The organism is Bacteroides sp. AM16-13 (assembly GCF_003602705.1).
Taxonomy (GTDB): domain Bacteria; phylum Bacteroidota; class Bacteroidia; order Bacteroidales; family Bacteroidaceae; genus Bacteroides; species Bacteroides xylanisolvens.
Genome location: NZ_QTLK01000020.1, coordinates 104,871 through 131,032, shown reverse-complemented (window position 1 = coordinate 131,032; position 26,162 = coordinate 104,871). Strand labels below are relative to the sequence as shown.

General features: G+C 42.1%; 19 protein-coding genes. 14 read left to right on the top strand and 5 right to left on the bottom strand.

What is annotated here, in order from left to right; translation table 11 throughout:
* Positions 1-99: 99 nt before the first annotated feature.
* Positions 100-1,206, bottom strand: coding sequence for an FAD-dependent oxidoreductase (locus DW173_RS16455; RefSeq protein WP_120144792.1), 1,107 nt, complete (start codon positions 1,204-1,206; stop codon positions 100-102).
* Entirely contained in the window at positions 1,203-2,087 is an 885-nt protein-coding gene (locus DW173_RS16450; RefSeq protein ID WP_008024060.1) for a UDP-3-O-(3-hydroxymyristoyl)glucosamine N-acyltransferase, read from the bottom strand. The genes DW173_RS16455 and DW173_RS16450 overlap by 4 nt, the downstream gene beginning before the upstream one ends.
* A gap of 378 nt (positions 2,088-2,465) precedes the next feature.
* Here DW173_RS16450 and DW173_RS16445 point away from each other — a divergent pair, with 378 nt between their 5' ends.
* Entirely contained in the window at positions 2,466-4,019 is a 1,554-nt protein-coding gene (locus DW173_RS16445; protein ID WP_120144791.1) for an ATP-binding protein, read from the top strand.
* Positions 4,020-4,188: 169 nt separating this feature from the next.
* Here the strand turns inward: DW173_RS16445 and DW173_RS16440 are convergent, their stop codons facing one another.
* The gene (locus tag DW173_RS16440; RefSeq protein WP_061448393.1) at positions 4,189-4,800 is read right to left on the bottom strand and encodes an HU family DNA-binding protein; all 612 of its coding nucleotides are present in this window, start codon (positions 4,798-4,800) and stop codon (positions 4,189-4,191) included.
* Between the two features lie 603 nt (positions 4,801-5,403).
* On the opposite strand from DW173_RS16440, the gene DW173_RS16435 reads away from it, so the two are divergent.
* The 7 genes from DW173_RS16435 to DW173_RS16405 all read left to right on the top strand — a co-directional run bounded on the left by DW173_RS16435 (position 5,404) and on the right by DW173_RS16405 (position 14,865).
* Positions 5,404-7,488 carry a BT4734/BF3469 family protein gene (locus DW173_RS16435; RefSeq protein WP_120144790.1) on the top strand — a complete coding sequence of 695 codons (2,085 nt, stop codon included), beginning with the start codon at positions 5,404-5,406 and terminating at the stop codon, positions 7,486-7,488.
* Between the two features lie 72 nt (positions 7,489-7,560).
* Complete coding sequence (locus DW173_RS16430; protein ID WP_120144789.1) at positions 7,561-8,694, top strand: AAA family ATPase; 1,134 nt, start codon at positions 7,561-7,563, stop codon at positions 8,692-8,694.
* A 120-nt stretch (positions 8,695-8,814) separates the two neighbouring features.
* Positions 8,815-10,650, top strand: coding sequence for an ABC transporter ATP-binding protein (locus DW173_RS16425; RefSeq protein WP_120144788.1), 1,836 nt, complete (start codon positions 8,815-8,817; stop codon positions 10,648-10,650).
* A 29-nt stretch (positions 10,651-10,679) separates the two neighbouring features.
* Positions 10,680-11,483, top strand: coding sequence for a polysaccharide deacetylase family protein (locus tag DW173_RS16420; RefSeq protein WP_120144787.1), 804 nt, complete (start codon positions 10,680-10,682; stop codon positions 11,481-11,483).
* Complete coding sequence (locus tag DW173_RS16415; RefSeq protein ID WP_117684827.1) at positions 11,480-12,436, top strand: glycosyltransferase family 2 protein; 957 nt, start codon at positions 11,480-11,482, stop codon at positions 12,434-12,436. The genes DW173_RS16420 and DW173_RS16415 overlap by 4 nt, the downstream gene beginning before the upstream one ends.
* Positions 12,420-12,839: a GtrA family protein gene (locus DW173_RS16410; protein ID WP_117684825.1), complete on the top strand. Its 420-nt coding sequence runs from the start codon at positions 12,420-12,422 to the stop codon at positions 12,837-12,839. The genes DW173_RS16415 and DW173_RS16410 overlap by 17 nt, the downstream gene beginning before the upstream one ends.
* A 46-nt stretch (positions 12,840-12,885) precedes the next feature.
* The gene (locus DW173_RS16405) at positions 12,886-14,865 is read left to right on the top strand and encodes an LTA synthase family protein (RefSeq protein WP_008642717.1); all 1,980 of its coding nucleotides are present in this window, start codon (positions 12,886-12,888) and stop codon (positions 14,863-14,865) included.
* On the opposite strand, the gene DW173_RS16400 is transcribed toward DW173_RS16405, so the two are convergent.
* Together DW173_RS16400 and DW173_RS16395 are read right to left on the bottom strand one after the other, a co-directional pair.
* Positions 14,852-16,624, bottom strand: a complete 1,773-nt coding sequence (locus DW173_RS16400) for an ArnT family glycosyltransferase (RefSeq protein ID WP_120144786.1) — start codon at positions 16,622-16,624, stop codon at positions 14,852-14,854. The genes DW173_RS16405 and DW173_RS16400 overlap by 14 nt on opposite strands.
* 29 nt (positions 16,625-16,653) lie before the next feature.
* Positions 16,654-17,289 carry a viroplasmin family protein gene (locus tag DW173_RS16395; RefSeq protein ID WP_120144785.1) on the bottom strand — a complete coding sequence of 212 codons (636 nt, stop codon included), beginning with the start codon at positions 17,287-17,289 and terminating at the stop codon, positions 16,654-16,656.
* A 139-nt stretch (positions 17,290-17,428) separates the two neighbouring features.
* Here DW173_RS16395 and DW173_RS16390 point away from each other — a divergent pair, with 139 nt between their 5' ends.
* The 6 genes from DW173_RS16390 to speA all read left to right on the top strand — a co-directional run bounded on the left by DW173_RS16390 (position 17,429) and on the right by speA (position 26,126).
* Positions 17,429-18,031 (top strand): nitroreductase family protein, encoded by a 603-nt coding sequence (locus DW173_RS16390; RefSeq protein WP_120144784.1) that lies wholly within the window; start codon positions 17,429-17,431, stop codon positions 18,029-18,031.
* A 115-nt stretch (positions 18,032-18,146) separates the two neighbouring features.
* Positions 18,147-18,674 (top strand): shikimate kinase, encoded by a 528-nt coding sequence (locus DW173_RS16385; protein WP_004314493.1) that lies wholly within the window; start codon positions 18,147-18,149, stop codon positions 18,672-18,674.
* Positions 18,675-18,809: 135 nt separating this feature from the next.
* Entirely contained in the window at positions 18,810-21,308 is a 2,499-nt protein-coding gene (locus DW173_RS16380) for a tetratricopeptide repeat protein (RefSeq protein ID WP_120144783.1), read from the top strand.
* 9 nt (positions 21,309-21,317) lie between these two features.
* A complete protein-coding gene (locus tag DW173_RS16375) occupies positions 21,318-23,084 on the top strand; it encodes an HSP90 family protein (protein ID WP_117809341.1) in 1,767 nt (588 codons plus the stop codon).
* A 9-nt stretch (positions 23,085-23,093) separates the two neighbouring features.
* Positions 23,094-24,164, top strand: a complete 1,071-nt coding sequence (locus DW173_RS16370; RefSeq protein WP_055236082.1) for a hypothetical protein — start codon at positions 23,094-23,096, stop codon at positions 24,162-24,164.
* Positions 24,165-24,233: 69 nt separating this feature from the next.
* On the top strand, positions 24,234-26,126 hold the full coding sequence (speA, locus tag DW173_RS16365; protein WP_120144782.1) for a biosynthetic arginine decarboxylase: 1,893 nt from the start codon (positions 24,234-24,236) through the stop codon (positions 26,124-26,126).
* The last annotated feature ends 36 nt before the right edge of the window (positions 26,127-26,162 follow it).

Sequence of the window (26,162 nt, the reverse complement as noted above, 5' to 3'; positions counted from 1 at the left end):
AAGACTGGGAGAGTTGAACGAAAAAATCAAGAGAAAAGCTCACGTAAAGCAAAGCTTTTCTCTTGATTTTTTAGAAAGAGGAACATTTACTGAATATCCCTAGCTATCAAGCTCATAAAATGTCGATATTTTACCAGAGAGGACAGAAATATAGAATGGCGGTTGCTTTGCCATTTGAATAAGGGTATTTCTTTCATCTGTTTTTTCTGATGAAATCTGAATGGGCTTAATTGCAAACATGGAAGAGATGTATTCAATACCATGTAATTGGGGGTGTATAAATTCCTCATATTGTGTTTTCATTGCTTCATATGCAGTTAGTGGTTTATGTAGGCATAGGTTGCAGTTCCCGATATTGTGAGGACTGCAACTACCATTTTTCATACATGGAAATGATGGCTCTGGGGATGAAACGGTATGTGGGGTGTAGTGGACAGAAGTTAGTGTATGATATTTACTAAAGCCGAATGGCATGATTGAAAAGAATTCGCCGTCCATAACAGTAATGCCGATATCTTTCAAAGTGTCTGGTACTTTGCATAAAATAACTTCACAAAGTTCGTACTTTAAGTTGAATCCCGGTTTGTTGAATAACTGGCTTACTATATTGGTAGAAGCATAAGTTGCATTTACCACTCCTTTACATTCAATATACTCGCCGTTTTCTATTTCTATTTGATAGCGTTCATTCTTATCTGTAATTGAAATAACCTTCGTTCCCGAAAACGTATCTACATTTTTAACATCACTAATGTGGTTTAGTAGTTTATTTAGAACAATCTTATAACTATATGAGTATTCTTTAGTAAGATATAGTGCTTCAACTTTATTTGAGTTAAATAGTGTATTAGGATCAACTTCAGAATATGGTATATTATTTCTATTCATAAAATCTTCATATTCAGATTTGTTGGTTAACGACTCATTATTTGCGATAGCATAATAGGCCTTAAATTGAGAATTAATACTTTCACCAAAGTCATGTATAAAGCGCTCTTTATATTTTAGTATTGTGTTTACTGTTTTTTGACCTCTTGGGTAATGTAAGCCATTGTGGAGGCGGGCTTGATTGACCATTGATGCTCGAGAGAAGAAATTTTGATCTATATCAATAACAGCAACGGTAACTTCACGTTGCGACAAAAAAAAGGCAGTATATAAACCATATATGCCTCCGCCTAATACGACTATATCAAACTGTTTCATAGTTGTTTAATTTGTTTTGCCGGTGCGCCATACCACATCTGATTATCAGGTATATTTTGGAGTATTAATGATCCCATACCAATAATAACATTATTCCCTATACGAATTTGATCTTTGATATTGCTGGATGCATAAATAATACACTCATTCCCGACTTTGACGGAACCGGCTATTGTGACGGAACTTGCTATCCAGTTATTTTTACCAATAACTGTATTGTGCCCAATAGAACACAAACCATCTATTTTAGTTCCATCTCCTATTGTTGTAGGTGATAATGTGCCTTTGGTAATTTGACAATTAGGGCCAATATCAACCTTGGAGCCTATAATGACGTTTGAGTAATGCGGGAATTTGTGTAAGCTTCCATATTGATCTCTTTCGCAGCCTAATCCGGAATGACCTATGACTGTTCCAGCGTGAATGATTACATCGTCTCCTATTTCAACGCCATCATAAATGACAACATTTGAGTGAATGATGCAATTATTTCCAATGGAAGCATTCATAATTGTTGCAGATGGGCTTATCTGTGCGTTTTTGCCGATAGATTTTTGAATGTCAATAGGCTTATAATAATTGGGATGGAAAAATCTCTCTGCAATGAGAATGAAAACAAGACGCGGATTGCTGACATGGATGATGACTTTGTTGAAAAGTTTCGGAGTGATTAAAACCTCTGTGTCAGTTATTAGATATTTTACATTTGATTGCTCAGCTAACTTTTGTTTCTCTTTTTTGTATGTTGCTATCCATCCCATACATTCGGGTAATGAAGAATCTAATGTCGAGATATTTTTAACAACTAAGTCCTCTACATCATGTGATACATTAATAACGTATTCTTTGATATATTCAATAATGTCTGATAGCTGAATCATCTTTATATTTGTTTGCAATTTATTGTGTGTAAGTATTCTTTTTGCTTATCCTTACAAAGATAGTTATATTTGGCATAACTCCTAAATAAATATCTATAAAAAGTTATGCACTATTCTATTTCAATATTCAAAAAGGAATGTGAAAAGTGGCTGGCGAAGAATTAATGTTTTCCTAGTTGTAGGAAATTGGAAAGTATTTTGTGGATGTGATATTTGCTTTTGCTGTCTTAAGCGGTAAATGGTTCTCTTTTTATTCAAAGTCTATTATCTATCTCTGCCATTATATCTTGCTTTTTGCAATTCTTTCCTTGTTGGACTTGTTGCGATGCAGATATTTCTATGTATATTTGTACGATGTGAACTTAAACAGGTTGAAATATGAGTGGCAAGATTTACCCTATCGGTATACAGAATTTTGAAAAAATTCGTAAAGGTGGCTATTTTTATATAGATAAAACAGCATTGGTTTATCAACTGGTGAAAACCGGAAGCTACTATTTTTTGAGTCGGCCGCGCCGTTTTGGCAAAAGTCTGCTTATTTCTACGCTTGAAGCTTACTTTCAAGGAAAGCAGGAACTCTTTGAAGGGCTGGCTATGGAGAAACTGGAAAAAGATTGGGTAAAATATCCCGTTTTATATCTTGATCTTAATACGGAAAAATATGATACTCCGGAAAGTCTGGAGAACAAACTCAATGGGGCGTTGGTGGAATGGGAGAAGATATATGGTGCGGAGCCCTCGGAGAAATCCTTAGCGATGCGTTTTGAGGGGATTATTAAACGTGCCTGCCGGCAGGAAGGACAGCGTGTGGCTATTCTTGTGGATGAGTATGACAAGCCGATGTTGCAGGCCATTGGTAATGATGCCTTGCAAAAGAGCTTTCGCAATACATTGAAAGCTTTCTATGGTGCATTGAAAAGTCAGGATGGCTGTATTAAGTTTGCTATGTTGACGGGAGTTGCCAAGTTCGGTAAATTTAGTGTGTTCAGTGATTTGAATAACCTGAATGACATTTCAATGTGGAATAAGTATATAGATATTTGTGGTGTGAGCGAACAGGAATTATACGATAATCTGGATGCCGAGCTTCATGAGTTTGCCAATGTGCAGGGAGTGACGTATGAGGAGATATGTGTCCGGCTGAAAGAGATGTATGATGGTTATCATTTTACGCACAATTCCAAGGGAATGTACAATCCTTTCAGCCTGCTTCATGCTTTTAATCGGAATGAGTTTGGGAGTTATTGGTTTGAAACGGGTACTCCCACTTATTTGGTGGAATTGCTGAAGAAACACCATTACGACCTTCATCGGATGGCTCATGAAGAAACTGATGAACAGGTACTGAACAGTATAGATTCTGAATCTACCAATCCTATTCCGGTAATCTATCAGAGCGGGTACCTTACCATTAAAGGGTATGATGAAGAATTTGGTATTTACCGTTTAGGTTTTCCTAATCGTGAAGTGGAAGAAGGGTTTGTCCGTTTTCTGCTTCCTTATTATGCGAACGTAGATAAAGTGGAATCTCCCTTTGAAACTCAGAAACTTGTTCGTAAAGTGGAGGCTGGTGATTACGAATCTTTTTTCCGTCGTCTGCAAAGTTTCTTTTCTGATATTCCATACGAGCTTGCCCGCGAATTGGAGTTACATTATCAGAATGTACTTTATATTGTATGTAAACTGGTCGGTTTTTATGTAAAAGCGGAATATCATACGAGTGAAGGCCGTGTGGATATGGTATTGCAGACTGACAAGTTCATTTACATTATGGAATTTAAACTGAATGGTACTGCGGAAGAAGCTCTGCAACAGATAAATGACAAACACTATGCCCGACCATTTGAAACGGATTCACGAAAACTTTTTAAGATTGGTGTGAATTTCAGTGCTGAAACGAGAAATATAGAAAAGTGGTTGGTCGAAAATTGAATTGCCTGCGCCGGAAATAAGATATTCATTTCTCATATTCTCATAGATTTGATTTAAATAGCAGATAATTAATAAAGTAAGCTATGAGAAATACTTTAAAAATTGGTATTTCTCATAGTTTTATTCGCAAATAGACCTTGATTTGGCTTATTTCTCATACCTGTTGAACTCATTTCTCATAATGGCCCGGTGTTGGTATATAAATAGGCTGTGTGGGCTTACCTATATTCTGTAAGTTGCCTTTTGCTTTTAGGCGACGGATTTGCCTACTGGCCATACTTTGAGTGAAACTGCAGAGCGACTGCATATTACTACGGGTTAATACAGGATGAGTTGCAAAATAGGCAGTAAGTTTCTTGTCGATCTCTTCTTCAGAAAGAGAAGCGGAATGTGGCTTGTATTTTGAACGTCGTAGATGAGTGCTCATGCACAAACCTTTTAAATCTCTATCAGCTTGGAAGTTAATGGACTTAAGTTTCACTTTGTCAGCACGAGTGGTAAGCGAGTGCACGGGTTCGGTAGCTTGTAATGTAATCTGGAAATAGCCAATTCCATCCAGATGTACTCGTTCTCCCTCGCATAGGTGGTTTCCCATGCATCTGCTCAATTCCATTAACATGGCTTCTACTTCTGCTTTCCCGAAAGTAGTTGCCATGTGGATTTCTCTTGCCAGCTTTTGAGTGGTCACATGTTGAAAATTAACCACCCGTGGGTGATAACTAGGTTCTTCCCCTTCTTTTTCCGGTTGGGGATTCTTATAAAACTCGAATTGTATTGCCATCTTTGTTTTAATTTAATGGTTGTTTATATGTTATGTACTGATGCTCTTAGTGTATCTCGCTTTTATTCTTTTATTATTCAACCGCCATCCTGATTGTTCCACTAGAGTGAACGGTTCTTTTCACTCTAGTAGACAGAACTTTTTACTGTAGTGAACAGGCCTGTGCACTGTAGTGGAACGATTGGGATGCTCTTTCAAAGATACGACATTATTAGGTGAAAAACAAGTAATTAACTAGTTGTTTTCATGAAAGAAATAGCTAGCTGTTTTCTAAAATAAGCTTGGCGGATAAACAGGAGAATAGTTGTGTCTGACTATGAGAAATACCCTGAAAGAGTATGAGAAATAGCGGTTTTTTGAAGAAAATCGATGAGGATAGTATGAGAAACACCTGTTTTAAAAACGTTTCTCATAATGTACTTCTTTGATTATATGTGCTTTATCTGAAATCTATGAGAACATGAGAAATAGAATTGAAAAATCTTTTCTAGTAGAAAGATGAAATAAGTATTCTCTGAAAAGTTGTTTGTGTGGAATATTTACAGTATATTTGTGTCGTAATAATCGCCCTACAAAACACATGCAGGACAAATAAATGAAGTAATGAGAATAACACTGGTAAGAGACGATGGCAAGGTGAACACTATGCGTACGTTAAGAATTGAACAGCTCGTGGAGCAAATGAAAGTGGAAACCAAAACACAGCCTGTCTCAAAAATGAGAGAAGTCCTGCCTTTTATGCTTCCGGGTGATAAAAATGACTATGTACAGAAAGTACCGAAGCTGATACCTGCAGCCGCCTTTTTTCGTAAAGGCGGCATAACGACGATGAGTGAATACAATGGAATTGTGATGATTCAGGTCAACAACTTGTCCGGAAACATGGAGGCGGATGAGGTGAAAGAACGGGTAAAGGAGCTTCCGCAGACTTACTTAGCTTTCACCGGTTCTTCCGGAAAGTCTGTGAAAGTATGGGTGCGCTTTACTTATCCCAATGATCGTTTGCCGACAACTAGTGAAGAAGCGGAGCTTTTTCATGCGCATGCCTATCGGTTGGCAGTGAAATTTTATCAGCCACAACTTCCTTATGATATTGAACTGAAAGTACCTTCGTTGGAGCAATATTGTCGTTTAACTTTTGACCCGCACTTGTATTTTAATCCCGAAGCAATGCCTATTTATATGAAGCAGCCTGCCGCTATGCCGGGTGAGGTGACTTATCGCGAACGGGTGCAAACGGAAACTTCACCGTTGCAACGGCTTGCACCGGGATATGAAAAGTGTAATGCGCTTTCTGTCCTTTTCGAAGCTGCTTTTGCACGTGCGTTGGATGAAGAGACTGATTATCAACCGGAAGGAGACAAACAATCGCTGCTGATTAACCTCGCAGGACATTGTTTCCGTGCCGGTATTCCGGAGGAAGATACAGTGCGATGGTCTCGCGCTCATTATCGCTTGCCGAAGGACGATACATTGGTTCGGGGAACCGTGCGAAATGTATACCGCACTTGTGAAGGGTTTGCGAGTAAAAGTAGTCTGTTGCCGGAACAATTATTTGTCATGCAGATGGATGAGTTTATGAAACGGCGTTATGATTTTCGTTTCAACCAGTTGACATCACAAGTGGAATGTCGTGAACGGAACAGCTTTAATTTTTATTTTCATCCGGTGGATAAACGGTTGATGGCAAGTATTGCAATGAATGCACATTATGAAGGGCTTAAGCTGTGGGATAAAGACGTGGTACGTTACCTGAATTCGGATCATGTGCCGGTTTATCAGCCTATCGAGGAATTTCTTTATGACCTTCCTCATTGGGATGGTAAGGATCATATCGGCGATCTTGCCAAGCGAGTTCCTTGCGATCATCCTCATTGGGCGCAATTGTTTCGTCGTTGGTTTCTTAGTATGATAGCGCATTGGCGTGGAATGGGAAAGAATCATGCAAATAGCACTTCTCCTATATTGATAGGTCCACAGGCTTATCGTAAGTCTACATTTTGCCGGTTGATTTTGCCTCCATGCTTGCAGGCTTATTATACGGATAGCATTGATTTCAGCCGGAAGCGGGATGCCGAGTTATACTTGAATCGTTTTTTATTGATTAATATGGATGAGTTCGATCAGATTGGCATCAATCAGCAGTCTTTCCTCAAGCATATTCTGCAGAAGCCTGTTGTCAACACACGGCGACCGAATGCTTCGGCTGTGGAGGAATTGCGTCGGTATGCCTCTTTTATAGGAACGAGTAATCATAAAGATTTGTTGACGGATACTTCCGGTAGTCGCCGTTTTATCGGTGTTGAGGTGACTGGAGTGATTGATGTGGTCCGTCCTATTGATTATGAGCAATTGTATGCGCAGGCAATGGCACTGCTGCGTAGTAATGAACGCTACTGGTTTGATGAGAAGGAAGAGGCTATTATGACGGAGGCGAACCGGGAGTTTGAGCAGTCGCCGGCAATCGAGCAGTTGTTCCAGGTGTATTACCGGGTAGCGGAAGAGGAAGAAGAGGGAGAATGGTTACTTGCTGCAGATATACTTCAGCGGATACAAAAGGCAAGTAAAATGAAGATTTCTTCCGGACAGGTTAATTATTTCGGGCGTATTTTGCAGAAGCTGGGAGTAAAGTCATTCAGGAAAACACGCGGAGTTTATTATCATGTGGTGGCTGTTGGGCAAGGGTGATGATGAAATAATGCACGAGATGTGCATTTTATTATTTTATAATAATTATCTTTGCGTAATAACGTGAGATATATGAAGGCTATGATAAGAAATCCTTTTATAACAAGTGGATATGTGTCTGCTGATTATTTTTGTGACCGTCAGCAAGAAAGCGAACAGTTGGTACGCGAAGTGATGAATGGGAATAATCTGGCTCTTGTCTCTACCCGACGAATGGGAAAGACGGGGCTGATCCGTCATTGCTTTCAGTTTCCTGAAATTAAGCAGGACTATTACACTTTCTTTATTGATATATATGACAGCCGGTCATTGCGCGACTTGGTATTTGCACTTAGTAAAGAGATTTTGGAAGTACTGAAACCTATAGGGAAGAAAGCTTTGCATGGTTTTTGGGAATGTGTGAAATCTTTGCAGGCCAGTATCTCTTTTGATGTGAATGGTATGCCTTCTTTGAATTTGGGATTAGGAGATATACAAGCTCCGGCTACTACGCTCGATGAAATCTTCCGGTATTTAGAGCAAGCGGATAAGCCTTGTTTGATTGCCATTGATGAATTTCAGCAGATTACCGGGTATGCAGAGAAAAATGTAGAGGCTACTCTCCGGACTTATGTGCAGCATTGTAATAATGCGCGTTTCATTTTTGCCGGGAGCCAGCGACATGTGATGGGGAATATGTTTTTGACGCCTTCCAGACCTTTTTATCAAAGTGTGTCAATGATGCATTTGGAAAGTATTCCTTTAGAAGAATACGTTCGTTTTGCATGTATGCATTTCAAACGTGCAGGCAAAGAAATGGAAGAAAGTGCTGTTACCACAGTTTATCAACAGTTTGAAGGAGTCACATGGTATATACAAAAAGTATTGAATACACTTTATGATATGACCCCGGAGCACGGAGTCTGTAAAGTGGAAATGGTGTCAGAGGCTATTCGGCAGATTATTGATTCATTCAGATATACTTATTCGGAAATTCTTTTTCGTTTGCCGGAAAAGCAAAAGGAGTTACTGATTGCTATCACTAAAGAGGGAAAAGCGAAAGCTATCACTTCCGGTGCTTTCATAAAGAAATACAGACTGGCTTCAGCCAGTTCTGTGCAGGCAGCATTGAAAGGGTTACTGGAAAAGGATTTTGTGACCCAGGAAAAGGGAGTGTATCAAATATATGATCGTTTCTTGGGTATTTGGTTGAAAGAGAATTATTGAGTCATTTTTCGTTTGTTGAAACGTGCTTTTCGATAAATCGCGTTAATAATTAGCTGAAACTACTGCCTGTTAATCAGTTTTATTGTATCTTTGCGGTCTTAACTTTTTTAATGGTAAATAATGAAGGAATTTCTACAACTAATGCGACGTTTCGTGTCGCCTTATAAGAAGTATATCGGCTGGGCTATTTTGCTGAATATTTTGTCTGCTGTATTCAACGTGTTCTCATTTACTTTTTTGATTCCTATTTTGAGTATTCTGTTTAAAACAGAAGGAGCGGATAAAGTATACCATTTTATGGAATGGGGTAGTGGTGATTTAGCAGATGTTGCCAAGAATAACTTCTATTATTACATATCTCAAATGATAGTGGATAATGGTCCCACTGTGGCTCTTATTTTCTTGGGATTGTTCCTGATGGTGATGACATTGTTTAAAACCGGTTGTTACTTTGCTTCTTCAGCTGTGATGATTCCATTGCGTACAGGAGTGGTACGTGATATTCGTATTATGGTATATGCTAAGGTTATGCGTCTGCCAATGTCTTTTTTCTCTGAAGAAAGAAAGGGGGATATCATAGCCCGTATGAGTGGTGACGTGGGAGAGGTTGAAAACTCCATTACTAGTTCTTTGGATATGTTGATGAAGAGTCCAATCCTGATTATTATATATTTCGTGACATTGGTCACCGTTAGTTGGCAGTTGACTCTTTTTACTATTATTGTATTGCCGGGAATGGGTTGGTTGATGGGAGTGGTCGGAAGAAAACTGAAACGCCAGTCACTGGAAGCACAGGCAAAGTGGAGTGATACGATGTCGCAATTGGAAGAAACACTGGGAGGTTTGCGCATCATCAAGGCTTTTATTGCGGAAGATAAAATGATTAACCGCTTCACTAAATGTAGTAACGAACTTCGGGATGCAACAAACAAGGTTGCTATACGTCAGGCTATGGCACATCCGATGAGTGAGTTTTTGGGAACCATTCTGATTGTAGCCGTACTGTGGTTTGGTGGTACATTGATTTTGGGACAGAATGCAACCATCGATGCTCCTACATTCATCTTCTATATGGTTATCTTGTATAGTGTAATCAATCCGTTGAAAGACTTTGCTAAAGCAGGATACAACATTCCAAAAGGTTTGGCTTCTATGGAACGTGTTGATAAAATCCTGAAAGCAGAGAATAAGATTAAGGAGATTCCGAATCCGAAACCGTTGAAAGGTTTGAATGACAAGATTGAATTTAAAGATATCTCTTTCAGCTACGATGGTAAGAGAGAGGTACTGAAACATGTAAATTTGACAGTTCCCAAAGGAAAAACAATTGCACTGGTTGGACAGTCAGGTTCCGGTAAATCTACCTTAGTCGATTTGTTGCCACGTTACCATGATGTACAGGAAGGTGATATTACCATTGACGGAACGAGCATCCGCGACGTGCGTATTGCTGATTTGCGTAGTCTGATTGGTAATGTAAACCAGGAAGCTATTTTGTTTAATGATACATTCTTCAATAACATTGCTTTTGGTGTGGAGAATGCGACAATGGAACAAGTGGTAGAGGCAGCAAAGATTGCCAATGCACATGATTTCATCATGGAGAAACCGGAAGGATATAACATGAATATCGGTGACCGTGGTGGTAAATTGTCCGGTGGTCAGCGCCAGCGTATCAGTATCGCCCGTGCCATCCTGAAGAACCCTCCGATTCTGATTCTCGATGAGGCTACTTCTGCATTGGATACCGAATCAGAACGTCTCGTGCAGGAAGCGTTGGAACGTTTGATGAAAACACGTACAACGATTGCTATTGCCCACCGTCTTTCTACTATTAAGAATGCAGATGAAATCTGCGTGTTATATGAAGGAGAAATTGTAGAACGTGGTAAGCATGAGGAACTTATAGAATTAAACGGCTATTACAAACGCCTGCATGATATGCAACAACTGTAATGCAGCAATTGTAATTTTTTGATAATGCAATGATATTATTAAGTTTTGATACAGAAGAATTTGATGTACCTCGTGAACATGGTGTAGACTTTCCGCTGGATGAAGCGATGAAAGTATCAGTCTATGGTACGAACCGGATACTGGACTGCCTGAAAAAAAACGAGGTGAAAGCCACTTTCTTCTGTACAAGCAATTTTGCAGAAAATGCGTCGGAGGTGATGCGGCGCATTATGGACGAAGGACATGAAGTGGCTGCGCATGGATGTGACCATTGGCAACCGCAGACTTCTGATGTCAGCCGTTCAAAAGAAATTCTGGAACGTCTTACCAGCAGAACGATAGAAGGCTATCGCCAACCGCGTATGTTTCCCGTATCAGATACGGAACTTGAACGAATGGGGTATGTGTACAACTCCTCATTGAATCCCGCATTTATCCCCGGAAGATATATGCATTTATCAGAGCCGCGTACCTGCTTTATGACAGGCAAACTACTTCAAATTCCGGCTTCTGTAACTCCATGGATTCGTTTCCCGCTATTTTGGTTGTCTTGTCATAATCTGCCGATGTGGCTTTATCAAAACCTGGTAAACCGGGTGTTGAAACATGACGGATATTTTGTGACCTATTTCCACCCATGGGAGTTCTATCCGTTGGGTGAACACCCTGAATTTAAAATGCCTTTTATCATCCGCAACCATTCCGGCAAAGGAATGGAGGAACGTTTGGATATGCTTATCCGCAACCTGAAAGAGAAAGGCTACCCTTTTATGACTTACTCGGAGTTTGCGCAGATAAAACTGGCTGAACTAAATAAACCGGACGAAAAATGATTAAATTGGCTATTGTATCCCCCTGCTATAATGAGGAGGAAGTGTTGGAAGAGTCAACCACCCGTTTGACAGCTTTGTTTGATGACTTGGTGGCGAAAAAAAAGATCAGCGCCGACAGTTTTGTGCTCTTTGTGAATGATGGCAGTAAAGATCGTACATGGAGCATTATTAAACAATTGCACCGGACGAATCCATATATAAAAGGAATGAACCTGGCTCGCAACGTAGGACATCAGTATGCTATCATGGCCGGTATGATGACCGCTAAAGATTGGAGCGATGCCGTCATCACCATTGATGCCGATTTGCAGGATGACCTGAATGCGATTGAGGAGATGATCGATGCTTATACACAAGGATATGATGTTGTATACGGGGTGAAAGTATCCCGCCAGGCAGATCCGATGCTGAAACGTCTTTCCGCAACCGCTTTTTATAAATTACAGCACCGGATGGGAGTAGAGACAATCTACAATCATGCGGATTTTCGTTTTTTGAGTAGGAGAGTACTGGAACAGTTGTCTTATTATCAAGAGCGCAATGTCTATTTGCGTGGTATTATCCCATTACTGGGTTTCCCTTCTACTACGGTAGATGATGTAATCCGGGAACGGACAGCCGGAACCTCCAAATATACAGTGAGAAAGATGTTCAGCCTGGCCTTGGACGGAATAACCTCTTTCTCGGTGAAGCCGATTTACGGTATTGTTTATCTGGGAATTATATTTGTTTTTATCAGTATACTGATAGGAATTTATGTTTTGTATTCTTTAATTTCGGGTACGGCTGAGCATGGCTGGGCGTCTTTGATGTTGTCTGTCTGGTTTGTTGGTGGAATTGTTCTAATGTCAATAGGAGCTGTCGGGTTGTATATTGGGAAAATCTATAAAGAAGTAAAACGTCGTCCGCTCTATAATGTGGAAGAAGTACTATACGATGACCAAGATAAGTAAAGCTATATTTGACAGGCATCCGGACTGGCGGGATAAGTTCTGGCAATTCGTTCGTTTCGGAGTTGTCGGTACTGTATCCTCGGCTATTCATTACGGAGTGTATTGTCTGGTTTTACTGGTTGCAAACGCTAATATCTCTTTTACGGCAGGTTATGCCGTCGGATTTATTTGCAATTATTTCCTGACTACCTTTTTTACTTTTCGTTCCAAGCCCTCGTCTCGCAATGCGGTTGGGTTTGGCTTTAGTCATCTGATTAATTATCTGCTTGAGATTGGTTTATTGAATCTCTTCCTTTGGATAGGGGCAGGCGAACTTCTGACGCCGATACTGGTGATGATAATTGTAGTACCTATCAATTTCCTAATTCTTCATTTCGTTTATATCTACAAAGGGAGAAAATAATTTTATTAAATCTCTTTCATTTAATTCATAAAAAGAAAAGGCTATTATGAAACGTTTTCTAAATCTTATTGTATATATATTTACGATACATGTTTCGGCTTTGCTGATCGCAGGACTGTTTCGCCTGGTACTTTTTATCTCATCCTATCATCAATTGACTTCTGAAGCCTTGTCGGATAAGAGCCTTTCAATGCTTGCTTTTGTGCATGGTGTCTGGTTTGATAATGTGATCGGTTGTTACATACTTTTGTTGCCGCTGACAATTGCGGTGGTGTGTGGAGTCTGCAACTACTATGGGAAAGCATTGTTCCGTTTCTTCACAATCTTTTTCAGTGTGTTTTATGGACTGGTCTATTTAATCAGTGCGTCGGACATACCCTACTTTGCCTATTTCTTTAAGCATATCAATTCTTCTATATTCGAATGGTTCGGTTATGCAGGAACTACCGCCGGAATGATATTGGGAGAAAGTGCCTATTACTTGTCCATCGGATTATTCCTGCTCTTCTTGGCCGGGTTCATAGTATGGCTTGTCTGTCTGTCGCGTTATTTCCATCGTCGTAGCCTTACCATTTCCGCTTCGTTCCCATTTTGGAAGAGAGGAGTTGTGGTTCTGGTCGGAGCTTGTCTGATCGGTCTCTGCATCTTTGGAATTCGGGGGCGTACAGGTTATAATCCGATCAAAGTGAGTGCGGCATATTTCTGTCAGGATGCTTTTCTGAATCAATTGGGAGTAAGTCCGACTTTTAATCTGTTGACGAGTGTGATGGATGATATGCGTCCTGAAAATAAATACTTGCATCTGATGGATGAGCAGGAAGCCATAACTAAGGCGCAAGCTCTGCTCAACCGTCAGGGAGAGGTAGCCGTCTCACCGTTGGCTGTGTACAGACATGCTTCAAAAGCAGATAGTGTGCAGCAAGGTCGCCCCAATGTTGTACTGATTATGATGGAATCCATGTCCAGTAAACTGATGAAGCATTTCGGGCAATCAGAAACGCTGACTCCTTTCCTGGATAGTCTGTATACCCGTTCTATTAGCTTCCGTAATTTCTATTCGGCAGGAATCCATACGAATCATGGTTTGTATGCCACCTTATATTCTTTCCCGGCGATGATGAAACGAAACCTCATGAAAGGCTCTGTCATTCCCCGCTATTCGGGACTGCCTACTGTCCTGAAAGAAAACGGTTATTATAACCTTTTCTTTATGACGCACGAAGGGCAGTATGATAATATGAACGCTTTTTTCCGGACAAACGGCTATGATGAAGTGTTCTCACAAGAAAATTATCCGGCTGATAAGGTTGTGAATAGCTTCGGAGTACAGGATGATTTCCTGTATGATTATGCAATTCCGGTATTGAATCAGCGGGCTGCCACCGGAGAGCCTTTCTTTGCTACTTTGCTGTCCATCAGCAATCATCCGCCGTATGTGATACCTCCTTTCTTCCATCCGAAAACGAGTGAACCCGAGACGCAGATTGTTGAGTACGCGGATTGGGCTTTGCGTAAGTTTTTTGAAGAGGCACGTAAACAGCCCTGGTTTGATAATACGATATTTGTGTTGGAAGGAGATCATGGCAAATTGGTGGGAGACGCCGAATGTGAGCTGCCGGAATCTTATAACCATATCCCGCTGATGATTTACTCCAGCCGTATTCATCCGGAAGAGAAAAACACTTTTGGAGGTCAGGTAGATATACAGCCTACGATATTGGGGCTGTTGAATATTGATTATCTACAGAATAATTTTGGAGTGGATTTGCTGAAAGAAGAACGTCCTTGTATGTTTTATACTGCCGACAATATGATTGTGGGACGCAATGATACGTTATTGTATCTTTATAATTACGAGACGCAGCAGGAATTTACTTATCATATAGACAATGGCAAATTGAAAGCCGTTCCGATGGATGATCGCTTTTTGCCTTTAAAAGAATATAGTTTTTCCATGCTCCAATCGGCAGAGTTCCTTGTGAAGCATGGAAAAACGGTAAATTCTGTCCCTTTTACTCAACAATAGGAGTAGTTTCGGTTTTTTCAGGCTGTTCGTTTTTAATGAACTTGTATACTTTGGCTATTTGCCGGAGCACTCGTTTAGGAGATTCGTAAACCTGTTCGAACTGATACCCCTCTTTCTCAAATTCAGGAAGATATTTCTCTGCGTCATTGGTGCCGATCAACAAGAAACCTTTGGCAGGACGTTTTTGGTAGAAGTTTTCGAGACGGTTATTCAGGTAGAAGTTAATCTCGAAGTAATGTACAGGGTCACCTGCTGCATGCAGACTTTCTTCAATGAATTCGTACATAGTCCCTTCGCTTTCCGGCGCAATCTTTTCGATCTCTGCAGCGACGAATTTGACGGATTTCGAATTTAATGCTGCCGGCTGATAAGCACCGTCTAATGCAAGGTATAATCCCATGGTAAGTACGACGAGGGCATACAGGAAGCGGTTGCTCAATGCATGTTTCCGTTGATAGAACCACCAGTAGATACCGAGGACGGTAGGAACGGCAATCAGCAACAAGGCTCCTGCACCGCTGATATTTTGTATGGCGCGCATGAAATTAATGTTGTCCTGTGCGTGACGGCCGTGGAAGATTGTTTCAGGGATGAGCCCGCATTTTAATACAATGAAGCAAGTGAACAGCAACAGGCTGATTACCGCAAGAATACTTCCATATACTTTGATGACTTTGGATTGCTTCTTGACCAGATAAAATAGATATTTGGCAAGGAAATAAGCAATGAAAGGATAGATAGGCATCAGATAGACGCTGCGTTTGCTCTGCGGAATGCAGTAGAAAACGAAGATGACGACAATACTGGTGAAAGAGAATAAATCCACCGGATCCATATTCTTTATCCAAGCAGTGAAACGTTTCCACCAAGCGGCAGGCTGGATATTGAATTTATGGTAAGTCAGGCTGAACAGGGAAAGTACGACTAACAGTGTCCAGGGAACATATCCGGCAAACAAGGTCACGAAATTATAGTGCCAGGGGTTCACGCATGAATTATAGCTCATGGTATTGGTCATGCGACCGAGGTTTTCCTCCATCACTAATGCGATGAATTCTTCTCCACCTTGTTGGTAAGCAGCTACGTACCAGCAGATAGGCAGGATGAGAGAAAGGATAGCCCAGGCGGAAAGTAGCAGGAATGCCTTGAAGAAGTTGACACCCCGGAGTAACAAGAATATGCCTACAACTAAGCATGGAATGATAGTACCTACCGGTCCTTTAGTCAGTGTTCCGCAACTCATCAGGAGAATGGCCAGCCAGGGAATACCTTTAAGCCCCTTCTCATACCATCTGTAGAGACAATATAGAGCGCCAACGGTGAGCGCTGTCAATACCATGTCCACCCGGCAGTTGGCTCCGGCCCGGTGTAATTCGAAATTAGTCAGGGTAATAAAGGCGGCCAATAACGCCAGTTGCACTCCTTTTCTTTTGGCAAAGAACAGAAAGCCGCAGAGAGTCATGGCAATCAAGGCGATGGCGGACGGCAGGCGGGAGGTCATTTCTGTGACTTGCCCTCCGTTCACTACTGCTGATACAGCAGCGATGCTCCAATGGAAGAAAGGCGGTTTGTAAGCCATTTCTCCTCCGTTGTTTCTGGGTAAGATCCAGTTTCCGCTATCCAGCATGGAATAGGAAACAATAGCTTCGCGAGGCTCACCTTTCGTGTGGTATTCCGACAAGCCGAGGAAAGGCAGGATAGTAACTACGCAAATGACTAATAACAGCCAGAAAGCTTTGTTTGAAGTCAATGTTTTCATCTTTTCTTATGATTGAAATTTATGTTCTTTTATTTTCTGCCGAAGTCGGCCGGAATTTCTCCCCATTCTTTCGTTTCCCATTTCAGGATACGAGTGGTATATGTATTTTCCCGCAACCATTTTTCTGCCCGTTCGATCAATAAAAACAGTTCTTCCGTCTCCGGAGTGCGGGGGAGCTTGGTTTTGCACTTCTTCTGTCGTACCCAGCTGATCGCATTGGCGCTGTCGCTGTAAATAGGCATGTCGAAACCTTTGTTCTTCAACAACGCCAACCCGTGTACGATGGCTAGAAACTCACCGATATTATTCGTGCCTTTCATCGGGCCGAAATGAAAAATTTCCTGCCGGCTGGCAATGTGTACTCCACGATACTCCATCGGTCCCGGATTGCCGCTACAGGCTGCGTCGACTGCCAGGCTGTTGTCGATCACGCAAGAGGGTAAAGCATCTGACGAAGGTTTGGAACCTCCTGCTTTAGACTTTGCATTTTTGCCGATATAAGCGTATGGAGACATTGTCAGCGCGCGTTCCGCTTCTTCGCGCGTATCGAATGATTTGTATTTGGCAGCTTCGTATCCTTTGATTTGAAGCTGGCAGTCTGTCCAGGAAGTGTAAATCCCGGGTGTGACGCCTTCCCATACGACATAAAATTTTTGTTTTGCCATTTTTCTGACGATAAATTTAGATAGTCAATGAATTGACGCTGCGAAGGTACAAATATATTCTCTAACTGAACAAGTTAGGGGGGATACTTGTTATAAAAAAAAGAGAGTTTTAAGAATATAAAATAAGAAAGGAACTATAATGGAAAGATCTTTTAGTGAAGCTTTGAAACAACGTCGGACTTACTATTCAATTACTAATCAGTCACCTATATCCGATCAGGAGATCGAATGTATCGTTAATATGACCGTGCGCCACGTACCGTCAGCATTCAATTCACAGACTACACGTGTGGTGCTCCTGTTGGGAGAATCTCATAAGAAACTGTGGCAGATCGTGAAAGATGCATTGAAGAAGATTGTACCGGCTGAAGCTTTTGTAAAGACAGAAGAGAAGATAGATCATTCCTTTGCCTGTGGCTACGGAACTGTACTGTTCTTTGAGGATCAAAAAGTAGTGAAAGGACTTCAGGAGGCTTTCCCGTCTTATCAGGAGAACTTCCCGGGATGGTCATTGCAGACTTCTGCCATGCACCAGCTGGCTATCTGGGTGATGCTTGAGGATGTAGGTTTCGGAGCATCGCTGCAACACTATAACCCGTTGATTGATGAAGAAGTGCGCCGTACATGGAACTTGCCGGAACATTGGCATCTGATTGCGGAAATGCCGTTCGGACTTCCTATTGGCAAACCGGGTGAAAAAGAATTTCAGCCGCTTGAAGAACGGGTGAGAATCTTTAAATAAATCGGGAATGAAGAATGAATAATGAAGAATTGGATGGCATAATGGCTAAAATTCTTCATTCTTCATTCTTCATTCTTCATTAAATGATTAATTTTGCTCACAAAATTAGTCATTTATGGTTCGTATCTTCCTTACCGGCTATATGGGTGCCGGAAAAACGACGCTGGGTAAAGCATTTGCCCGGCAGATGGATATACCGTTCGTTGATCTGGACTGGTATATCGAAGAGCGTTTTCACAAAACCGTTGGAGAATTATTCACTGAACGAGGCGAAACAGGATTCAGGGAACTGGAGCGGAATATGCTTCATGAAGTAGCCGAGTTTGAGAATGTGGTCATCTCGACGGGAGGTGGAGCGCCTTGTTTTTTTGATAATATGGACTTTATGAACCGGACCGGAAAGACGGTTTTTCTCGATGTGCATCCGGATGTGCTGTTCAGACGCTTGCGTGTGGCTAAACAGCAACGCCCTATTCTTCAGGGGAAAGAGGATGACGAACTGAAAGCGTTCATCGTTCAGGCGCTTGAGAAACGCGCGCCTTTTTATCACCAGGCACAATATATCTTTAATGCAGACGAATTGGAAGACCGTTGGCAGATTGAAACATCGGTGCAACGTTTGCAACAACTTCTCGGATTATAATCTGTGCCTAAATTGTATATCAGACTTTATTTTTTTGATACTCTTTATTGTTCATTCAGTCAATATTAGTACCTTGCACTCGTTATGAGATTTTTTTATTGACTAATAACACAAAATTAAGGTAAAGTCTATATCATGAAAATTTTAAAAGAGAAATTTGGAGAGTTATCTGCTAGAATTAAAGCATCCGGACAGCCTGCAAGAGTATGGTTTCCACAGTATACACCGACCTCATTATTAAATGCGGAAAACTGGTGGGAAGCATTGGCTGTATGTGAATATGCTTTGGACACAAAAGAAGACGAGAAACTGACAGAAGATTTTTTTGAACTGATATTCAGTGCTTTTGACTGTAACGTAGAGGTCGATCTCAATGCAGAAGAATATGAATTCTGGTGGGAGAAGGTGATACAGGTATGTGACCGTGTAGCTGTGTTTAGCGGTGCGGGATGGGCACAGAAGGGTGCGCAATATTCTGAAGCTCGTTATGGAAAGCGGGATATGAGTTATTTGTTTCCGTATTACGAAAAGGCTGCCGATATGGGTTGGGCTGAAGCGGAAGCAACTGTTGCCTATTGGCGATACATGGGATTCTATTGCGAGCAAAATAAAGAAGAGGGCGAACGACGTTTTGCTGCTCTCACTTCTCCCGAAGCTATTTTATGGGGAAAACATTATCGTGCTTTTGTCGAAGAATTTACAGGCGATAAAGCGAAGGCGTTGCAGATGCGTCATGACCTGCTTGCCGAACTGCCTGCAGGAGAACGTTTGCGTGCTCATGTATATGCAGCACTGGGAGACGCACTCGATAGGGCGGAAGGTAGTGTGGCAGAGGAAGCTGCTTACTACGAAAAGTCTTTGGAGGTAGTTCCCAATCTTTATAGTCTTAAAAATCTGGCTACGCTTTATTTCCGTTATCCGGAACTGAATAAACCGAAAGAATTGGGCTTCGAACTTTGGGAAAAGGCCTGGCATGCAGGTGTGTGGTCTGCCGCCAACTTCCTGGGATATAATTATCAGGAAGAAGAATGGCTGGATATGCCGAAAGCTATTGAATGGCTGGAAAAGGGGATGCTTTATTGTGAATCTTACAGTGCGTATGAATTAGCATTGATCTACCTGTATAATGATGAATATAAGAACGTGGAACGTGGACTGATGTGTCTGAACCGTTGCGTGGAAGATAACTATATACAAGGTATTGAAGGATTGGCTAATGTCTATTTCAACGGTGATTTGGTGGAAGAGGACATGAATCGTGCGAAAGAATTGTTGGAGAAGGCTATTGAGCTGGGTTCGGGAAATGCTGCTTATCGTCTAGGCTGGATGTATGAGCGTGGCTTCTTGTCTGAACAACCGGATTATGTGAAGGCGTTTGAGTATTATGAAAAGGCAGCTTCGCTGAACAATGCCGACGGATATTGTCGGATGGCGCTTTATCTGGCTAATGGATATAGCGGTGTAAAAGATGCCGATAAGTCAAGAGAATGTTATGAAAAAGCAGCCGAACTGGATTCTTGTTTTGCTCTTGTAGAACTGGCGTTCTTGTATGAGAATGGCGATGGAGTGGAGAAGAACTATGAAAAGGCATTTGAACTGATTAGTAGGGCTGCCGGACAGGGTTATCCTTATGCAATGTTCCGTTCTGGTCTTTATATGGAAAAGGGCGTTATTGGTGAAGCAAAACCGGAAGAGGCGTTCGCTTGGTATACAAAGGCGGCTGAAGCGGACGATAATGATGCGATTTTTGCTCTGGGACGCTGCTATAAAGAAGGAATCGGAACGGCAGAAGACTGGGATAAGGCACTCGAATGGTTCGGCAAAGGGGCGGAGAAGGAAGAGTCCCGTTGTCTGACAGAGCTGGGCTTGGCTTATGAAAATGGCAATGGCGTGGAAGAAAATCCGCAAAAGGCTGTGGAGTATATGATGAAAGCTGCAGAGCAGGACTATGGTTATGCCCAGTTTAAGATGGGAGACTATTATTTCTTTGGTTGCGGTCCCTGTCTGGAAGACAATAAAACGGCTATGGAATGGTATGAGAAGGCTGTGGCCAACGAAATTCCAATGGCAATGTTGCGTATGGGTGAGTATTACCTGTATGATTATGACAGTCTGAACGAATCGGAAAAGGCTTTTGCCTATTTCAAGAAAGCTGCCGAATACGAGTGGTATAGCGAAGGATTGGGTATCTGTTATGAAATGGGTATCGGAGTGGAAGATAATGAAACGGAAGCTTTTAAATATTATACGCTGGCTGCGGATAATGGAAATACGACGAGTATGTATCGTACCGGACTTTGCTATTACAACGGAGTAGGCGTGAAACAGAACTATGCCGAAGCTTACCGATGGTTTACGGATGCGGCAGGGAATGGAAATATTGCTGCGACTTATTATCTTGGTAAGATGATGATGTATGGTGAAGGTTGTACTCCTGATCCGGAAACTGCGGTGCAATGGTTGCTGAAAGCTGCCGAAAAGAATAGCGACAAAGCGCAATTTGAACTTGGAAATGCCTATCTGACGGGCAAAGGCGTGGAAGAAAACGATGAAATTGCAATGGAGTGGTTCGAAAAGGCCGCAGAGAATGGCAATGAGAAAGCTCTTAAAATTACCGGAAGGAGGAGAAAGTAAAAGAGGAACATGGAAAAAGAAGGGAATAATCTGTTTCAGGTCAATCTTAAAGGTATGATTGCTCTGTTATCAGAGCATATTTATAGTAACCCGAATACTTTTGTTCGCGAACTGTTGCAGAATTGCGTAGATGCTATCACGGCACTACGCAATATCGATGAGAATTACAACGGACGCATTGATGTCTTTCTGAATGAGGACAAAACGGTGGTGTTCAGGGATAATGGAATCGGACTGAAAGAGGAGGAAGTTTATCGTTTTCTGACGGTTATCGGAGAGAGTTCAAAACGGGATACTCCCGATGCGGACGATTTTATCGGAAGGTTCGGTATCGGATTGTTATCTTGTTTTGTGGTGACTAATGAAATCACCGTGGAGAGTCGTTCGGCAATGGGCGGACAGCCTGTTTGCTGGTGTGGCAAAGTGGATGGGACGTATCAGCTGACTTTATCAGATGAAGAACGGCCTATCGGGTCGCAGGTAGTATTGCACCCGAAAGGAGACTGGATGCATCTTTTTGAATATGAAACATTTAAGAAGATACTGGTGAGTTACGGGGAAGTGTTGCCGTATCCTATCTATCTGCATTATCAGGGGGAAGAAGAATTGGTAAATACGCCTTCACCTGTATGGCTTGACCCGAAGGCGACTCGCAAAGAACTGCTGGATTATGGGGCAAAAGTATTCCAGTCGTCTGCTCTTGATGCTTTCCGGATTTATACTGAAAGTGGTAAGGTAGAAGGGGTGCTTTATGTTTTGCCTTTCCGCACACAATTTTCAGTACGCAATTCCCATAAGGTCTACCTTAAACGTATGCTGTTGAGTGAGGACGATTGTAATCTGTTGCCGCCGTGGGCTTTCTTTATCCGTTGTCTGGTGAATGCGGACGGATTGCTGTCTACTGCTTCCCGCGAGTCTTTGGTGAGCAATGACCAGTTGAAGGATGCGCGGAAAGAGATCGGGATAGCTATCAAGGATTATTTGCGGGGATTGGTGCAGAATGACCGAGCCATGTTCAACCGGATCTTGGATGTTCATCACTTCCATATCAAGGCGATTGCTTCGGAAGACAATGAACTGCTCCGTTTGTTTATGGATTACCTTCCTTTTGAAACAAATAAGGGGCTGCGTGGTTTTGGAAGTATTCGCTCGGCAAGCAATGTGATATGCTATACCAAGAATCTGGAAGATTTCCGTCAGGTGCGCCGTATAGCCGGAGCACAAGGATGGCTGGTGGTGAATGCTGCTTACACTTTTGATGAGACTTTGTTGAAAAAGTATGTCCGTCTGAATCCGGAACTTACGTTGGATGAAATATCTCCTTCACGGTTGCTGGAACAGTTTGGAGAAGTGGAGGCGAATAAAGAGTTTCAGGCTTTTGAAATGAAAGCGAACGAGTTGTTGAAGCGGTTTGGCTGTGTCTGCCGTCTGAAGCATTTTACTCCGGTGGATATTCCGGTAATCTTTGTGGCGGAGGAAAAGGAGAATGTAGCTAAAAGTGCCAATAATCCGTTGGCGGCTGTATTGGGGGCTGTGAATACTGCCAAGCAGATTCCACCGACACTCACTTTTAATGCGGATAACGAAATGGTGCAGACTTTATTGCAAATACAGGGAGACAATAAACTGTTTCAGCATGTGGTGCATATATTGTATGTACAGTCGCTTTTGCAAGGTAAATATCCGGTGAACAGTGAAGAAATGGAGCTTTTCAACCGTTCGCTTAGCGAACTGATGACTTCGAAAATGAATGATTTTATAAATTTCCTGAATTAAAAAAAGAGTATGAGATACACACTTGAAATACAAAAACTGCTGTTGCAGACACAGAATGACAGCCTGCATCCCCGTGAAAAAGCCAATCTATTGAAAGAAGCTATCCGCATCGCTGATGAGAACGAAGATGTGGAATGGGCTACGGAGTTGAGACTGGATCTTATCTATGAACTGAATCTTCTTTCGGCAGATGCGGAAGAGATTACAGTGTTCTCTAAAATCCTGGATGATTACGAGAATCACAAGGATGTAATCAAAGAAGAGGATTTGTTGTGGAAATATAAATGGATCTGGGCTTGTACGTTCGATCTGCCGGAAATTCCGATGGAACAGGTGAAAGCGATCGGTGAGGATTATAAAACCCGTATTCTCCGGAATGGATATTCTTTGCGGAGTTATTATCATCGCTGGTCTGTGGAATGTATTTGGATGCGCCAGTATGACAAGGCGAAAGAATATATTGACAAGATGCTGAATGAAAAGATAGACGATCAGTCGTGTGAGGCTTGCGAACTGAATTTTATGTTGGATTATTATCTGGAAACAGGGCAGTTTGATGAGGCTTACAGTCGGGCGCAGCCATTGATTAATAAACAGGTCACCTGTTATGAAGCCAATTTGCGGGCTTACTTGAAGCTTTCTTATTATGCACAGAAAGCTGGTAAACCGGAGGTTGCCGCCGATATGTGTGCACGTGCCGAAGAAGCATTGCTGGGAAGAGAAAAGGATGAATATCTTTTGCTTTACTTGGGATTGTTTATTGCTTATAATATAATGACGAAGCCGGAAAGAGGCTGGGAGTATGCCGAGCGGTGCATCGGTTGGAGTTTGCGTACGAATACGTTGAAGAAATATCGCTTCTCTTGCGATATGGTAGAGGCCTTGAAGTATGAGACCCGTCCGGAAGTCTCCTTATCGTTGCCGGAGGAATTCCCTCTTTACCGTCCGGACGGAATTTATCAGGTCAGCGAGCTTCGCAATTATTTCTATCAGCAGGCAGAAGAGCTGGCACTTCGCTATGACGCCCGCAACGGAAATAGTGGTTATATGGACCGTTTGAAACAATTAATGTCTAATTAATTGCCAACATGTAGATTAATCCGTATTTTTGCCGTCCAATTATTTACTAAAAACACTGAATAACAGAAAATGAGAAAGTGGCGTATTGAAGATTCTGAGGAACTCTACAACATCACAGGTTGGGGTACCTCGTACTTTGGTATTAATGACAAAGGTCATGTCGTTGTTACACCTCGTAGAGACGGAGTGACTGTTGATCTGAAAGAACTGGTCGATGAGTTACAATTGCGTGATGTGGCATCTCCCATGTTGGTGCGTTTCCCGGATATTTTGGACAACCGTATTGAAAAGATGTCATCCTGCTTTAAACAGGCAGCCGAGGAGTATGGTTATAAAGCCCAGAACTTTATTATTTATCCGATTAAGGTCAACCAAATGCGCCCTGTGGTGGAAGAAATTATCAGCCACGGAAAGAAGTTCAATCTCGGACTGGAAGCCGGTTCTAAACCGGAACTCCATGCGGTGATTGCGGTCAATACGGACTCTGACTCATTGATTGTTTGCAACGGATATAAAGACGAAAGTTATATTGAACTGGCTCTGCTTGCTCAAAAGATGGGTAAACGTATCTATCTCGTTGTGGAGAAGATGAACGAATTGAAGCTGATTGCAAAAATGGCAAAGCAGCTGAATGTGCAGCCTAATATCGGTATACGTATCAAACTCGCTTCTTCCGGTAGCGGAAAGTGGGAAGAGTCGGGAGGAGATGCCAGCAAGTTTGGCTTGACTTCCAGCGAGCTTCTCGAAGCGCTCGATTTTCTGGAGAGCAAAGGCTTGAAAGATTGTCTGAAGCTGATTCATTTCCATATCGGTAGTCAGGTGACGAAGATCCGTCGTATCAAAACGGCTTTGCGCGAGGCTTCACAATTTTACGTGCAGCTCCATTCAATGGGCTTTAAGGTGGAGTTTGTTGATATTGGCGGTGGATTGGGAGTGGATTATGACGGAACCCGTTCGTCCAATAGCGAAGGTAGCGTAAACTATTCCATTCAGGAATATGTAAACGACTCTATCTCTACGCTGGTAGACGTGAGCGATAAAAATGGCATCCCGCACCCGAATATCATAACGGAAAGTGGACGTGCATTGACGGCACACCATTCTGTTCTCATCTTTGAAGTTCTTGAAACCGCTACTTTACCCGAATGGGATGACGAGGAGGAAATTGCTCCGGATGCACACGAATTGGTGCAGGAGTTATATGGAATCTGGGATTCGCTGAATCAGAACAAGATGTTGGAAGCATGGCACGATGCGCAGCAGATCAGGGAGGAAGCATTGGACTTGTTCAGTCATGGAATCGTGGATCTGAAAACCCGCGCACAAATCGAGCGTCTGTATTGGTCTATTACACGTGAGATTAATCAGATTGCCGCCGGTTTGAAGCATGCGCCCGATGAATTCCGTGGATTGTCCAAACTGCTTGCCGATAAATATTTCTGTAACTTCTCACTGTTTCAGTCACTTCCTGACTCTTGGGCAATTGACCAGATATTCCCGATCATGCCTATTCAGCGATTGGATGAAAAACCGGAGCGTTCGGCTACCTTGCAAGATATAACCTGTGATTCGGACGGCAAAATTGCCAACTTTATCTCTACCCGTAACGTGGCTCATTACCTGCCTGTACATGCACTGAAGAAAACAGAACCTTATTATGTGGCTGTGTTCCTGGTGGGGGCTTATCAGGAGATTTTGGGAGATATGCATAATTTGTTCGGTGATACGAACGCCGTGCATGTTTCGGTGAACGAGAAAGGATATAATATCGAACAGATTATCGACGGAGAAACGGTAGCGGAGGTGTTGGACTATGTGCAGTACAATCCGAAGAAGCTGGTACGTACACTCGAAACTTGGGTGACGAAATCAGTGAAAGAAGGAAAAATCTCCTTGGAAGAAGGAAAAGAATTCCTTTCCAACTATCGTTCGGGGCTTTACGGATATACTTATTTGGAATAACCGGCAGGGTGCCGGAGCCGGATTCTCCATTCGGTG